This is a genomic window from Acidihalobacter sp. (assembly GCF_037381185.1).
Classification (GTDB): domain Bacteria; phylum Pseudomonadota; class Gammaproteobacteria; order DSM-5130; family Acidihalobacteraceae; genus Acidihalobacter_A.
This window is the reverse complement of sequence record NZ_JARRQY010000073.1, coordinates 1-14,486: the sequence shown is the minus strand read 5'-3', so window position 1 is coordinate 14,486 and position 14,486 is coordinate 1. Positions and strand designations below refer to the sequence as shown.

Sequence of the window (14,486 nt, the reverse complement as noted above, 5' to 3'; positions counted from 1 at the left end):
GCTCGGGCCATTGCCTGCGCGCCGCGCCTTGCCCTGAACCCACGCCAGCCTACTGCAGTTGCGAATGGCACAGGTGCAGAGTGCTTTGGGGGTGCGTTTCTTTCGCCGGTTTCTTTGCGTATTTCAAAGAAAAATCGCCGGGAGCGATTTTTCGCGCCCGCCCCGAAGGGGTAAGGCGCAGGGATGCGCCGAACAAATCGGCTCGGGCGCGTCACGACGATCGAGTGAATCCCCACACCTCGAATCGCGCCCGAAACAAGCCTCAGCGCCAACAATCGGAGCAGCTCTCACCGCATCGCTAATAGAAACCCCAAACGTCGAATCGCGCCCGAACCTCCTCTCCCTACAGACGCGTACCCCTAAGTACGCGAGACCGCGTTGGGTCCGGTCGTGGCGTCGCCGCCGTTGTCCTGAGTATCGAAACGTTGTCTCAGCTCGCTCTCCAGCCAGCTCAAGGGTTTGACGCCGCCGCCGACGCTGTGGCCCTCGACGAAATCGATGCCTTCTTGCTCGGCCGCTCGCAGCAGTTGCGGCGATTCCACGCAACTGGCGATGGTCTGCAGGCCGAGGCCATGGCAGATGTTGTTGATGTTGATCACGTTGGTGCGCGCTTGCTTGTTGATGAGCATCGCCGTGATCAGGTTGCCGTCGATCTTGACCTGGTCGAAGGATAGTCCGTTGAGGTGGGCGAAGGCGGGTTGCGAGGCGTCGTAGTGGTCGATAGAGAAGCGGCAACCCTGCGCGCGCAGGGTCTGATTGACCCGTCTGGCCTGGGTCAGGCTGGCGGCGGTAGCCAGCTCCTGGATGTCGAAATAGATACGTTGCGCGGGAACGTTGTACTCCTCCAGCAGTTCTGCGATGCGCTCTCCCAGTCCGGCGTCCGCCAGTGACTGTGCGGAGAGGTTGATGTAGACGGATAGCGGATAGCGCCGCAGATAGTCCGCCAGGTGTTGGCAGACCTGGCGGACCACCCACAGGTCGAGTTCCGGCATCAGGCCGAAGCGTTCGGCCGCGGGCATGAAACGTTCCGGAAGCACCAGCAGGCCGTCGGGCTGGCTGAGTCTGAGTAGCAGCTCGATACGCATGGGGGTGTCGTGCGTCGCGCTAGCAGCGGATTCGATGTTCTGATAATGCAGCCGGAAGGATTCGTTCTCTATCGCGCTATGCAGCAGGCGTACCCACTCCATTTCCTGGCGCCGCTGCATGACCGTGTCCTCGGCTCCGGCGTGTACGATGTAGCGGTTGCGGCCCTGCTCCTTGGCCAGGTAGCAGGCGGCATCGGCCGCGCTCATCGCTTCCTGCAGGTCTGAGGTGTCGGCATTGAGGATCACCATGCCGATGCTGGCGCCGATGCGAAAGGTGCGGTCTTCCCAGGTGAAGCGGTGTGCTGAAATCGATTTGATCAGCTTGCCGGCGATGTCCTCGGCCACGGCGCGCGCGCAGTGCGAGAGCAGAATGCCGAACTCGTCGCCGCCGAGCCGGGCGACGATGTCGGAACGGCGTACGCCATGCGTAAGCAGGTTGCTGACCTGACCCAGCAGGGCGTCGCCGGCGCGGTGACCACTGGTGTCGTTGACGAGCTTGAACTGGTCGAGATCGATGTAGCACAGCATGTGCACGGAGCCGTCCGTCTGGGTCTCGCGGATCAGTTCGCTGACCTGGCGTTCGAATTCGCGCCGGTTGATCAACCCGGTCAGCGCATCGTGCGTGGCTTGGTAGCTGAGTTTGCGCGACAGCGTGCGCAGTTGGGTCACGTCGTGCAGAACGAGTACGAATGCCGCCCGATGTTCCCCTTCATCGCCTGCGATGCGTGCACAGTTGGCCTGGGTGATCAGCTCGCCGTGCTGCTCGGACTCGATCCGGGCCATGAAGCGTACTTCCTCGCCGGCCTCGGCGCGCGCGATGATGTCATCCAGGTCGACCGGCTCATCGCCGTCCTCCTGCATGAGAGAAAGCGTGCCGATGATCGATCGACCTATGAGTTCGGCCGCGGCGGTATTGTCGAGGATGCGTTGGGCGGCGCTGTTGAGGAACTCTATGCGTCCTTCCGAGGTAAACCGGAGCACGGCGTCGGGTATCGCCTCCAGGGTGCTTCTGACCTGCACTTTGCTGTGCTTGAGGGCGGTTTGCGCGCGTACTCGTGAGGTGATGTCCTGCACGATCAGGTAGTCCAGGCGGCGCCCGCGCAGTGTGATCCGGGCACGATAGACCTCCACCGCATGGCGCAGGCCGTCGGCCGAATGCTGGATCAGCCTCAATGGCTGCTCGCTGTCGATCGATTCGTCGATGATGTCCTCGGTCAGTTCCTGCAGGCGCATCCCGCGCAGCGTCTGCGGTGTGTACCCGTAGAACGATACGGCAGCCGGGTTGGCCTCCAGGATCTGCCCGCTGTTGGCGTCGACCAGGAGCATGACCGCTCGCGTGCGACGGAACATTTCGCGGTAGCGTGCCTCGAATTCGGACAGCGCTTCGCGCGAGCGCAGCCAGGGCGTGACGTCCACTGCCAGGGTCAGCAGCTGCATGTCGCCGTGCAGTTTGAACGTGGTTCGCGCGATGACGGCTTGGCGCCGTTCCTGGGCCGCGGTAAGGAATTCGATTGGTTCCTGCGACTGCGGAACGGGTGTTTCGCTCTCGGTGTGGGGCGCCGGGCACAACGGAAAGTCCCGGTGCCCGGAGAGGTTGGCGACTTCGAAGCCGGTGAGTCTGGTGAACGCCGGATTGACTTCGACGACGTGGCCGTCCCGGGCGCGGCTCAGACACATGGCGATAGTGCTTTGCCGAAACGTTTCCAGCAGATCGACTGAGTACGATCCGGACTGTAGGACAAGTTCGTCCAACGTTCGCTGCAGCAGTTCCAGACGTTGGCGCGTTTCGTCTTCCGGCGGTGTTTCCTGGGCGAGGCGTATGGGCGCCGTACGGCCGAACAAACCTGCGTTGCCGAGAGTGAGCACGGCGACGATCAGCAGGTTGAGCAGCGACAGGCCCAGCAGAAGGGAGCCGAGCGTGGCGCTTCCGCCCCGGCCGAATACGCCGTTCCAGGCCAGGTACATGGCCAATAGCTCCGCACCGGAAAGCACGGCGATGCCGGCGAGCAGCCAAAGCCGTCGGGGAAGCCGGGATGTGGGCCGGTCGGATAAGGGCATGTCCTCAGCCTCGATCGGACGGCGGGTCTTGCGGCTCGGCACTGATCAAACCCCGATTGAACAGCGTTTCTTCCAAGGTGTCCACGGGTTGAGGACCGCCGTCCACGGCATAGCCCTGCACGTAGTCGACGCCGATCGAGCGCATTTCCTCGATCAGTTCCTGGGAATCGGTCCATTCGGCAACCGTTTCCAGGCCCAGGGTGTGCCCGATGTGGTTGATCGCCTCGACCATGGCATAGCTCACCGGATCCTGCAGGGCATCGCGTACGAAACCGCCATCGATCTTGAGTTTCTGCACGCGCAGGTTCTTGAGGTAGGCGAAGGAGGACAGGCCGCTGCCGAAGTCGTCGAGTGCGAAGGGGCAGCCGAGCGCGGAAAGCGCGTCGATGAAACGGTGTGCCTGACTGAGGTTGCCGATGGCAGCGGTCTCTGTGATCTCGAAGCCGATCTGGTGTGCGTTGATGCCGCTTTCGCGCAGCGCCCGGGTGGCGAAACCGACCATTTCGGAGTGCGCCAGCGAATGGCCGGAGAGGTTGACGTAGACCAGGATCGGCGCCTCCGGTCCGAGGCGTTTGAGCAGGGTACAGGTCTGCTCGATCACCCAGCGGTCGATGGCCGGCATCATGCCGAAACGTTCCGCCGCCGGGATGAAGCTGTCGGGCCGGATCGGGTCGCCGCCGTCGGGATCGTTCATGCGCAGCAGGAACTCGAACTGCTGCGGGCGCCGGGGTTGGGCCGCCAGAGGCTGTATGCGCTGGTAATGGAGCTGGAAGCCGTCGGTGCTCATGGCGCCGTGAAGATGGCGCAGCCATTCCATTTCGCGCTGGCGCTGGATGACGGTGTCTTCCTGGTTCACGTGGATGACGTAACGGTTGCGTCCGCGCTCCTTGGCCAGATAGCAGGCGCTGTCGGCGGTGCTCATGGCCTCTTCCAGCGAATGCGTGCCGTCGTTGATGAGAACCATGCCGATGCTGGCGCCGATGTGAAACTGCTTGCTTTCCCACATGAAGGGCATCTGCCCGATGTCGTGGATCAGCTTGGCGGCGATGTTTTCGGCCATGGTGACGTCGCAGTGCGTCAGCAGCAGGCCGAATTCGTCGCCGCCGAGGCGCGCCACGATGTCCGAACGGCGCACCCCGTGCACGAGCAACTCGCCGACCTGGGCCAACAGGGCGTCGCCCGCGCGATGGCCGCTGGTGTCGTTGACTATCTTGAATTGGTCGAGGTCGATGTAGCAGAGGGCGTGGGAGTCGTCCTTGTGGTGCGCCTGGGTGATGTGTGCGGCGAGTTGACGCTCGAACTCACGGCGGTTGATCAGGCCGGTCAGAGGGTCGTGTGAGGCTTGGAAGCCGAGTTTGCGCGATAGCTGACGCAGCGAGGTGATGTCGTGGAGAACGACGACGAATCCGGCCTCGTGGTCGACGCGTGCGGTGGTGACCTGAGTGATTACCTCGCGGTTGGCCGTGTGGATTCGGGCGATGAGCTTGTTCGGCTGGACCTCGTCCTGCCTTGGTACCGCCAGAGTGAGTTCCTTGTCGGAGTCTTCGTCGCTGAGCCGCAGCGTGTCGGCCAGCGGCTGGCCGCGGGCATTGTCCAGGCCGCGGCCGGTGAGTTCTTCGGCATGTCGGTTCATGAACTCCACGTGTCCGGCGCTGTTGCAGCGGATGACGGCATCGCCGATGGCGTCCAGCGTCGCCTTGGCAAGCGCCTGTTCGCGCTGCAGCGCGCCCTGCGCCTGATGCCGCAGGCTGACGTCGTGCACGGTCGAGTACAGCAGCTTGTGCCCGTCCAGCACGATCGGGCCGGCATAGACCTCGACATCGCGCGTTTCGCCGGAGGCGAGTCGGTGCTGTGTTTCGAACAGCACGCCTTCGGATTTGGTTGCCTCCTGCAGGCGAGCCCGAATGGTCGACGCGGGCGCCATGTTGAGTTCGCCGATGTACAGGCCGCGCAACGTCTCGGCGGGGTGACCGTAGAAGCGCGCTGCAGCCTTGTTGGCGTTGACGATGCGCCCGTCATTGGGGTCGACGATGAGTTTGACGCCCAGGTTGTCGTCGAACATCTGCCGGTAGCGCGCCTCGCTTTCGCTCAGAGCGTTGAAGGTCTTGTACAGCGTCTTGGCGTCGGTGACCGCGGTCAGGCGGTAGCGGGTATTGCCCAGGCGCAGGATGTGCACGGCGATGAGTGCATCCCGGACGCTGCCGTCCACGTGTGTGAGGCGGGTGGGGACCGGCGTCAGCGGCGTGTCGGAATGGGTGTCGGGCAGCAGTTTGAGATCCTTCTCGGAACCGTTGACGACCTCATGACGTTCAAGCCCGAGCAACTGCAGCAATGCGTTGTTGACGGCAGTGACCTGGAGCGTGTCCATGCGCGACAACAGCAGGCCGACGGGGCTGGCGTTGAAGATTCGCTCGTAGGTGCCGGTTTCTTTGCCGAGCGGTGTTGGTTCAGTAAGGGCGTCGGCAACAGGAGCGGGGGGGCAATGCCGAGCATGCGTTGCGGGGCGATGGCGAAGATTGCCAGCGTCGCCGCGATGGCGGCCAGCGGAATGAGATATGCGGCGATGTCCTGCGGTAGTTGTCGCGCGACGGGCCATGCCTGCAGGATGGCCTGAAGCAGAAAGGCCGTAAGCAGTGCGAGGACTAGCGTAATGAGTAGTCGGCTTCGCATGTTTTATCTGCCGGTCCGGTTTCACCATTGCCACGTTGGCGTACGATTTATTTCGAATCTGTTCATGGCGTAGATGAACAATACCGAACTGACATGTCGATTGCAGTACCGGGAACTGATTTGATTTCGCAAGCATCGATGCGCCGCTTGCGCGCGCAGGGCGTATTGTCAGGGCGCGGAGGCGGATCTTGGTGGGTGAGGTATTGTGCATCGGCGGTCCTACCAGGGAATGGTCGAACCGTCGATATCGATGAAGCGGCCGCTGTCGGATGCCGTGGCGCCTGCGATCAGTGCGCGCAGACGCCGTGCGCTTTCGTCTGCGGCGATTTCTCCGTGCGGCCCTCCCATGTCGGTACGCACCCACCCCGGATGCAGGATGAGTACCTTGAATCGGCGTGGAGCGAGATCCAGCGCCAGGCTCTTGAGTGCCGCATTCAGGGCCGCCTTGGAGGAACGGTAGACATAGTTCCCGCCCGAACCGTTGTCGTCCATGCTGCCCATTTTGCTGGTCAGCGTGGCAATGGTGCGGCCTCGGCCCGCTTCGAGGTGATCGAGAAATGCTTGCGCCATCAACAGTGGAGCAATGCTGTTGATCCGGAAGGCGGTCAGCCAGGGATCGCACTGCAGGCGGCCGAAGCCCGTCGCCGCCGGGCCGTAGGTACCGGCGTTGTTGAGCAGCAGATCGATCGGTTGACCACGCAGCTCCTGCGCCAGCGCGGTGATGCCGGCGGGGTCGGTGACGTCCAGCCGGTGCACGCTGAAGTCGGGGCCGTTCAGCGTGTTGAGTTGCGTTGCCGCTTTCGGATTGCGGCAGCAGGCATGGACGCGCCAGCCCGCTTCGACGTACTGGCGGGCGAATTCGAGGCCGATGCCGCGGTTGGTACCGGTGATTAGGACGCTTTGCTGCACGCTGGGCTCCTCATGTCGTCGTCATATCGAGTTTAGTCATCCAGCACTCGATCAGGTTCGCCGCTAATACCGTTATGTGGCATTCCGAGGCGGAGCCTATTCGCCGTGTCGCCGGGGTGTGTCGTTGAAGTTCTCGAAGGGGCCCATGCGTTCCATCTGCCGAATGCGCTTCACGCTGGCGGGCGCCGAGTTTTCGGTGATCCGGCCGAATAGCGCCTCGACGAGGATGAACAGTGCGGCGCTCGAGTCCCAGGGAGAGGGTACCGAGGTGCGCGCCGCAACGACATGCCTGGCTACTCGCGAAATGGGGGAAAGCCATTGGTCGGTGAACAGGAGCACGCTGATCCGGTGCTTCGCCGCAGTTTCAGCGAACTGCAGCAGGCTGCGTTGATAACGCCGGATGTCGAACAGGACGAGGACGTCCGAGCGCGTCATGTCCAGTATGCGATCGCGCCACGCGCTTTCCTGGCCGCTCAGATGCGCGACGTGCGGGCGGATTATCCGCAGATGGGCCGCCGCATAGCGGGCTATGGGGTCGGTGAATCGGCCGCCGACCAGATAGACCGAACGTTTTCGGTCGCCCAGGAGCGCGGCCATCGCGTTGAGCTGCGCTTCGCCGACATGGGCAAAGGTTTCGGCGATGTTCTCCCTCACCGCGTCCACGAACGCCGAGGTGGTGTTGTCGTTCAGTCGCTGGGCAAGCCGTTCGGAGCGTGCCAGCGGGGACTGCAGCTGGGCGCTCAGTTCCTGCTTCAGGGCCGCCTGGAATTCCCCATAGCCCTGAAAACCGATACGGGCTGCGAAGCGCAGGACCGTCGGTGGGCTCACGCCGGCGTCGCTCGAGAATTGCGCCACCGTCTTGAGCCCTGCAAGCGGATAGTTCGCGAGCAGGGTCTGCGCGACCTTGCGCTCGCCAGCGGGCATCGCGCCAAGTTTCGCCGTAACGCGCTGCGCAATGCTCTCATCCATGTTCGTTCCTCGCCGAAGCCTGCCCACAAGCCTATCCGGCTTGCGGGGGCGTCGCCAACGATTTGACATCTGTTGAAAGCTGTATATATCAAATATTACGAAACTTCGCAGGAAGCTGAGAAATGTAACGTACGATACGGCTCGCGGAGCACGGATGCCGGTTGGCCGACAAACCCGCCCCCAGAGAGGGAGAGTGAAATGGCAAGTGAAAACAAACGGCACGAAGGTGGGGTTTCATACCACGTTCCCGGACAGGACTATTTCGACAAGCGTGGTCTGAAGCGGCACGCAGGTGTCTTCTCGCTTTGGGCGCTCGGCGTCGGCGCGGTCATCTCCGGCGACTTTTCCGGCTGGAATCTGGGATTCGCGGTCGCGGGGTGGGGCGGTATGTTCGTCGCCACAGTCATCATCACCATCATGTATCTCGGGCTGACTTATTCGATCGCCGAGATGAGTCCGGCACTGCCGCACACCGGCGGCGCCTATTCTTTCGCCCGGACGGCCTTTGGCCCCTGGGGCGGATTCATCACCGGCATTGCGGAGAACATCGAATATGTCCTCACGCCGGCGGTGGTGGTCTACTTCATCGGCACCTACATGACGCAGATCGTCGGTACGCCGGATTCCTGGCAGCCTCTCTGGTGGCTCGTGGGCTATCTGGTTTTCGTCGGTCTCAATGCCCGTGGCGTGGAGCTGTCGTTCAAGGTGACCGTGACCGTCACGCTGATCGCGATCGCGATTCTGGTGTTCTTCCTGCTGAGCGCTCTTTTCTCCGGCCACTTCGATTTTTCGCGCTGGGCCATGAACGTCGGGGTTGGGGCTGATGGTCAGGCCGTCGAACTTCCGCAGGGCGGCGGTTCGATGTTGCCGATGGGGCTCAAGGGTGTATTCGCGGCCATGCCATTCGCCGTCTGGCTGTTCCTGGCCATTGAGCAGCTTCCGCTGGCGTCCGAGGAGTCGGTCGATCCTAAACGCGATATGCCCAAGGGCATCATGTTGGGTATGTTCACGCTGATCGGGCTCGGCTTCCTGGTGCTCATCGTCAATCCCGCGATTCCCGGCGGTGCGTTCGCCTACGGCACGTCCGGCCAGCCGATACTCGACGGCTTCGCTGCGATCTACGGGTCGGGATGGGCGAAAGTTCTGGCGCTGTTTGCGGTAGCGGGGCTGGTAGCGAGTTTCCACTCGATCATTTTCGCCTTCGGTCGTCAGATCTATTCGCTCAGCCGAGCCGGCTATTTCCCACACTTCCTGTCCGTGACCCATGGCGATCACAAGACGCCGAATGTGGCGCTCTATGCCGGCGCGACGCTCGGGTTTGTGGTCATGCTCGTCATCTGGTTTGCCGAAGGTGGTCAGGCTGCGGGAACCTATATCGGCGGCACGCTGTTGAACATGGCGGTCTTCGGAGCGATGTTCTCCTACCTCCTGCAGGGACTGACCTTCCTGAAGTTGCGCCAGAGCTTCCCCCGGCTCGAGCGCCCATTTAGGAGTCCGTTCGGCGTTCTGGGCGCAGGCTTGACTGTGGTCATCGCGATTGTGACGATCATCTTCCAGCTCACCGATCCGCTCTACCAGCAGGGCATCATCGGCGTGGCGATTTGGTATGCGTTGGCGATAATCTATTTCGCCGCCTACGGGCGTACCACGCTGGTCTACTCCCCGGAAGAGGAGTTCGCCGTCAAGCATCGTGAAGGTGCTTCGAACAAATAACTGAGTGGCGCGAAACCGCCATAGGAGCGGCAGAGCAAGCGGTCGTGCCGTTTTCGGCATGGCCGTTTGCTGCGGCACATGAAGTTTGTAGACACCGGACGACTTTGAGGAAATTTCATGCCCAAGAACGGTTTCATCGACCTGGAAACCCTACGCTCGCTGGCCGACGCCGGAGAAGTGGACACCGTGCTGCTGGTAATGACCGACATGCAGGGCCGCATGCAGGGCAAGCGGCTGACCACGCATCACTTTTTCGACGAGGTCGTCGCGCACAACGCCGAGGGCTGCAACTATCTGCTGGCGGTCGACGTGGAAATGCGTACCGTCGATGGCTACGACATGTCCTCCTGGGAGCACGGCTACGGCGACTTCGTGTTCCGCCCCGATATGTCCACCCTGCGCATGGTGCCGTGGCATCCGGGCACCGCGATGGTGGTCTGCGATCTGCAGTGGGAGGACGGTGCTCCGGTGGCACCCTCGCCGCGCCAGATTCTGCGTGCCCAGCTCGAGCGCCTGGCCGAACGCGGTCTGACCGCCATGGCCGGCACCGAGCTGGAATTCATCGTATTCCAGGACACCTACGAGCAGGCCTGGGACAAGGCCTACCGAGGATTGACCCCGGCCAACCGCTACAACGTCGACTACTCCATGCTCGGCACCTCGCGCATCGAGCCCCTGTTGCGCCGCATCCGCAACTGCATGGACGGTGCGGCCATTCCGGTCGAGAACGCCAAGGGCGAGTGCAATCTCGGTCAGCATGAGATCAACTTTCACTACGACGAGGCGCTCACCACCGCCGACGGCCACACCATCTACAAGAACGGCGCCAAGGAGATCGCCTCGCAGGAGGGGTATGCGATCACCTTCATGCCCAAGTTCGACGAGCGCGAGGGCAACTCCTGCCACATCCACCTTAGCCTGCGCGCGCAGGACGGCACGCCGGTGTTCAGCGACGGCGGCCGCGGCATGTCGGATCTGTTCCGTCAGTTCCTGGCCGGCCAGATCGCCTGCCTGCGCGACTTCAGCCTGTTCTACGCGCCGAACATCAACTCCTACAAGCGTTACGCGCACGGTTCGTTCGCACCCACCGCGGTCGCCTGGGGCCACGACAACCGCACCTGTGCGCTGCGCGTGATCGGCCACGGCGCCTCGCTGCGGGTCGAGAACCGTGTGCCGGGCGGCGACGTGAACCCCTATCTCGCCCTTGCGGCGATGATCGCCGCCGGTCTGCACGGCATCGACAATGGCCTGCCGCTGGAGGACGCCTTTGCCGGCAACGCGTACATGTCCGACAAGCCCAAGGTGCCGGGCACCCTGCGCGAGGCACGCGAGCTGTTCCTGGCCAGCGATGCGGCGCGCGCGGCCTTCGGCGACGGCGTGGTCGAGCATTACGCCAACATGGCGCGTGTCGAGATCGAAGCCTTCGACGCGGTGGTGACCGACTGGGAGCGGGTGCGCAACTTCGAGCGCCTGTGAGCGTTTCCAGCGCTCCCCCGAAGTTCTATCATTTCCGCCTTTTCACGGACCGACCCGGATAACTTTATGAGCGGCATGTTACGTACGATTTCTCCCATCGACGGCGCCGTCGTCGTCGAACGCCCCTACACCGCGCAAGCCGAGCTTGACGCCATGCTCGACCGCGCGCGCGCCGCCCAGGCCGAGTGGCGGACGCGTCCGGTCGCCGAGCGTGCCGAAGTGCTCGGCCGCGCGGTCGACTCCTTCGTCGCCGAGCGCGAGCGCATTGCGCGCGAGATCACGCTGCAGATGGGGCGGCCCGTTACGCAGGCGCCGGGCGAGGTCGCCGGCTTCGAGGAGCGTGCGCGTTTCATGATCGACATCGCCGCCGATGCGCTGGCCGACGTTGCCGTGCCCAACCCCAAGCCGGGTTTTAACCGCTTCGTCCGCCGCGAGCCGCTCGGTACCGTGCTGGTGGTGGCGCCGTGGAACTACCCGTATCTGACCGCGGTGAATTCCATCGTGCCGGCGCTGATGGCCGGCAATGCGGTGCTGCTCAAACCCTCCTCGCAGACTCCGCTCACCGCCGAGCGTATGGCCGATGCCTTCGCCGCGGCGGGCCTGCCCGAGGGGCTGTTCCAGTACGCCTACCTCGATCACGACGCCACCGACGGCGTGATCCGCGATCCGCGCGTCGACTTCGTCGCCTTCACCGGCTCGGTGGAGGGCGGACGCGCGGTGCAGCGTGCCGCTGCCGAGCGCTTCATCGGCGTGGGCCTGGAGCTGGGCGGCAAGGACCCGGCCTATGTGCGCGCCGACGCCGATCTGGACTACGCCCTGGATGGCCTGGTGGACGGCGTGTACTTCAACTCCGGGCAGTCCTGCTGCGGCATCGAGCGTATCTACGTGCACCGTTCCCGCTACGACGCCTTCGTCGAGGGCTTCGTGGCCCGCGCCCGCGGCTACGTGCTCGGCGATCCGTTCGATGCGGCGACCACCCTGGGCCCGATGGTGCGCACGCGTGCGGCCGACTGGGTGCGCAAGCAGGTCGCCGATGCGGTCGCCGCCGGCGCCCGCAGCCTGATCGACGAGGCCGAGTTCCCCGCCTCCAAGGCCGGCACGCCCTACCTCGCGCCGCAGGTGCTGGTGGACGTGGACCACTCCATGAGCGTGATGATGGAGGAGAGCTTCGGTCCCGTGGTCGGCATCATGGCGGTGGACTCCGACGAGCAGGCCGTGGAACTGATGAACGACAGTCCCTACGGCCTCACCGCCTCGATCTGGACCGCCGACGAAGAGGCCGCCGAGCAGCTCGGCGGACGCCTCGCCACCGGCACCTGCTTCATGAACCGCTGCGACTATCTCGATCCCGCGCTGGCCTGGACCGGCGTCGGCGACAGCGGCCGCGGCTGCACGCTTTCGCCGGTGGGCTACGAACAGCTCACGCGGCCCAAGTCCTATCACCTCAAGACCAAGATCTGACTATGACCCTACCTGTTGGCAACTGGACCTACCCCACTCCCACGCGTTTCGGCGCGGGGCGCATCCGTGAACTTCCTGCCGCCTGCGCCGATCTCGGCATCGCGCGGCCGCTCATCGTCACCGATCCCGGTCTGGCGGCGCTGCCCATGCTGGCGACGGCGCGCGAGATTCTCGAGACGGCCGGCCTGCCGGTGAGCCTGTTCAGCGAACTCAAGCCCAACCCGGTGGGCGCCAACGTGGACGCCGCCGTCGAGAAGTATCGCACCGACGGTTGCGACGGCGTCATCGCCTTCGGCGGCGGCAGCGCGCTGGACGTCGGCAAGACGGTCGCCCTGATGGTCGGGCAGACCCGTCCGCTGTGGGATTTCGAGGACGTCGGCGACAACTTCCTGCGCGCCGATCCGGCCGGCATCGCCCCCATCGTCGCGGTGCCCACCACGGCCGGCACCGGCTCGGAGATGGGCCGCGCCGCGGTGGTCATCAACGAGGCCGAGCAGCGCAAGGTCATCGTGTTCCATCCGCTCATGCTGCCCGGACGGGTGATCATGGACCCCGAGCTGACCGTCGGTCTGCCGGCCAAGATCACCGCCTGGACCGGCATGGACGCTCTGGCGCATTGCCTGGAGGCGTGGTGCGCTCCCGGTTTCCATCCGCTGGCCGACGGCATCGCGCTGGAAGGCATGCGCCTGGTGCGCGAGAGCCTGCCGCGTGCCTATGCCGACGGCAGCGATCTCGAGGCGCGCGGCAACATGCTGGCCGCGGCCGGCATGGGCGCTACGGCGTTCCAGAAGGGGCTGGGCGCGATCCACGCGCTGAGCCATCCGGTGGGTGCGCACTACGACACGCACCACGGCCTGACCAACGCCGTGTTCATGCCCTACGTGCTGGCCTTCAACCGTTCCGCCATCGAGCCGCGCATCGCCGCCGCGGCGCGCTATCTCGACCTGCCGCAGGCCGGTTTCGACGGTTTCATGAACTGGGTGCTGGAACTGCGCGAGACCTTCGATATCCCGCACACGCTGGCCGGCCTGGGCGTGGACGACGCCAAGCTGGACCGCATCGCCCTGGAGGCCGAGCACGACCCGTCGGCCGGCGGTAATCCGATTCCGGTCAAGGCCGCCGAACTCCGGCGCATCTTCCTCGCGGCCATGGAAGGGCGTCTGGACGTATGAGCGGCGCCCCTCTGATCGGATTGACCACCTATGGCCGTGGCGAGAACAACCGCTATAGCCTGCCGGCCGAATACGTCGACGCGGTACGCCGCGCCGGCGGCATTCCGGTGCTCATGCCGCCGGGCGAGCAGGCGCCGGACGGTTGGCTCGAGTCGCTGGACGGGCTGATCCTCAGCGGCGGCGGCGACATCGATCCGGCGCGCTACGGCGGCAGCCAGCACGAAACGCTCTACAACATCGATCACGAACGCGACGACTTCGAGTTCGCGCTGGTCGAGCAGGCACTGTCGCGTCGCATGCCGTTGCTGTGCATCTGCCGCGGCATGCAGGTGCTCAACATCCATCTGGGCGGCACGCTGTACGAACACGTGCCCGACGTCTACGGCGAAGAGGTGTTGCACCGGGCACCGCCGCGCGAGCCCACGCCGCACGCGTTGCGCATCGTCGCCGGGACGCACCTGGCCGGCCTGCTCGGTCGCGAGGAGGTGGAGACCGCTTCCTGGCATCATCAGTCCGTCAATACATTGGGCCGTGGCCTGGTGCCTGCGGCCTATGCGCCGGACGGCCTGGTCGAGGCGGTAGAACTACCCGACTATCCCTGGCTGGTCGCCGTGCAGTGGCATCCGGAGCTGACCGCTGCGAACGATCCGCTGCAGCAGGGTTTGTTCGATGCGTTTGTCGGGACAGCGGGCGGCTGAGGATTTGGTCGCGGGTGGGAATCGGCGTTTGCGGTTTTGATCTTGGGTGGCTTAAGGCGGCGTATTGGTCGGCCTTGGATATCTGTTTCGGGCGCGATTTGAGGTTTGAGGATTAGCTTGATCGAGGTGACGCGCCCGAGCCGATTTCTTTGAGTGCGCAAAGAAACCGGCGAAAGAAACGCACCCCCAAAGCACTCTGCACCTGTGCCATTCGCAACTGCAGTAGGCTGGCGTGGGTTCAGGGCAAGGCGCGGCGCGCAGGCAATGGCCCGAGC

9 protein-coding genes are annotated in these 14,486 nt (G+C 64.2%); 5 read left to right on the top strand and 4 right to left on the bottom strand.

Annotated features, from left to right (window positions below):
* Positions 1–359 precede the first annotated feature (359 nt).
* The 4 genes from P8014_RS18570 to P8014_RS18555 form a co-directional block, all read right to left on the bottom strand.
* A complete protein-coding gene (locus tag P8014_RS18570) occupies positions 360–3,143 on the bottom strand; it encodes an EAL domain-containing protein (RefSeq protein ID WP_337818813.1) in 2,784 nt (927 codons plus the stop codon).
* A 4-nt stretch (positions 3,144–3,147) separates the two neighbouring features.
* A complete protein-coding gene (locus tag P8014_RS18565) occupies positions 3,148–5,739 on the bottom strand; it encodes an EAL domain-containing protein (RefSeq protein ID WP_337818812.1) in 2,592 nt (863 codons plus the stop codon).
* Positions 5,740–6,032: 293 nt separating this feature from the next.
* Complete coding sequence (locus P8014_RS18560; RefSeq protein WP_337818811.1) at positions 6,033–6,722, bottom strand: SDR family oxidoreductase; 690 nt, start codon at positions 6,720–6,722, stop codon at positions 6,033–6,035.
* A gap of 96 nt (positions 6,723–6,818) precedes the next feature.
* Positions 6,819–7,691 (bottom strand): MurR/RpiR family transcriptional regulator, encoded by an 873-nt coding sequence (locus P8014_RS18555; protein ID WP_337818810.1) that lies wholly within the window; start codon positions 7,689–7,691, stop codon positions 6,819–6,821.
* Between the two features lie 72 nt (positions 7,692–7,763).
* On the opposite strand from P8014_RS18555, the gene P8014_RS18550 reads away from it, so the two are divergent.
* The 5 genes from P8014_RS18550 to P8014_RS18530 all read left to right on the top strand — a co-directional run bounded on the left by P8014_RS18550 (position 7,764) and on the right by P8014_RS18530 (position 14,211).
* Positions 7,764–9,404: an amino acid permease gene (locus P8014_RS18550; protein WP_337818809.1), complete on the top strand. Its 1,641-nt coding sequence runs from the start codon at positions 7,764–7,766 to the stop codon at positions 9,402–9,404.
* 117 nt (positions 9,405–9,521) lie between these two features.
* Positions 9,522–10,880: a glutamine synthetase family protein gene (locus P8014_RS18545; RefSeq protein ID WP_337818808.1), complete on the top strand. Its 1,359-nt coding sequence runs from the start codon at positions 9,522–9,524 to the stop codon at positions 10,878–10,880.
* 66 nt (positions 10,881–10,946) lie between these two features.
* The gene (locus P8014_RS18540; protein ID WP_337818807.1) at positions 10,947–12,341 is read left to right on the top strand and encodes an aldehyde dehydrogenase family protein; all 1,395 of its coding nucleotides are present in this window, start codon (positions 10,947–10,949) and stop codon (positions 12,339–12,341) included.
* A gap of 2 nt (positions 12,342–12,343) precedes the next feature.
* On the top strand, positions 12,344–13,513 hold the full coding sequence (locus P8014_RS18535; protein WP_337818806.1) for an iron-containing alcohol dehydrogenase: 1,170 nt from the start codon (positions 12,344–12,346) through the stop codon (positions 13,511–13,513).
* Positions 13,510–14,211, top strand: a complete 702-nt coding sequence (locus P8014_RS18530) for a gamma-glutamyl-gamma-aminobutyrate hydrolase family protein (RefSeq protein ID WP_337818805.1) — start codon at positions 13,510–13,512, stop codon at positions 14,209–14,211. Before P8014_RS18535 ends, P8014_RS18530 begins: the two co-directional genes overlap by 4 nt.
* Positions 14,212–14,486: the final 275 nt, after the last annotated feature.

What these genes read in the sequence shown, in the direction of transcription:
- P8014_RS18570 (WP_337818813.1), bottom strand. Translation starts at nt 3,143, where the DNA reads ATGCCCTTATCCGACCGGCCCACATCCCGGCTTCCCCGACGGCTTTGG.
- P8014_RS18565 (WP_337818812.1), bottom strand. Translation starts at nt 5,739, where the DNA reads ATGGCCCGTCGCGCGACAACTACCGCAGGACATCGCCGCATATCTCAT.
- P8014_RS18555 (WP_337818810.1), bottom strand. Translation starts at nt 7,691, where the DNA reads ATGGATGAGAGCATTGCGCAGCGCGTTACGGCGAAACTTGGCGCGATG.
- P8014_RS18545 (WP_337818808.1), top strand. Translation starts at nt 9,522, where the DNA reads ATGCCCAAGAACGGTTTCATCGACCTGGAAACCCTACGCTCGCTGGCC.
- P8014_RS18540 (WP_337818807.1), top strand. Translation starts at nt 10,947, where the DNA reads ATGAGCGGCATGTTACGTACGATTTCTCCCATCGACGGCGCCGTCGTC.
- P8014_RS18535 (WP_337818806.1), top strand. Translation starts at nt 12,344, where the DNA reads ATGACCCTACCTGTTGGCAACTGGACCTACCCCACTCCCACGCGTTTC.
- P8014_RS18530 (WP_337818805.1), top strand. Translation starts at nt 13,510, where the DNA reads ATGAGCGGCGCCCCTCTGATCGGATTGACCACCTATGGCCGTGGCGAG.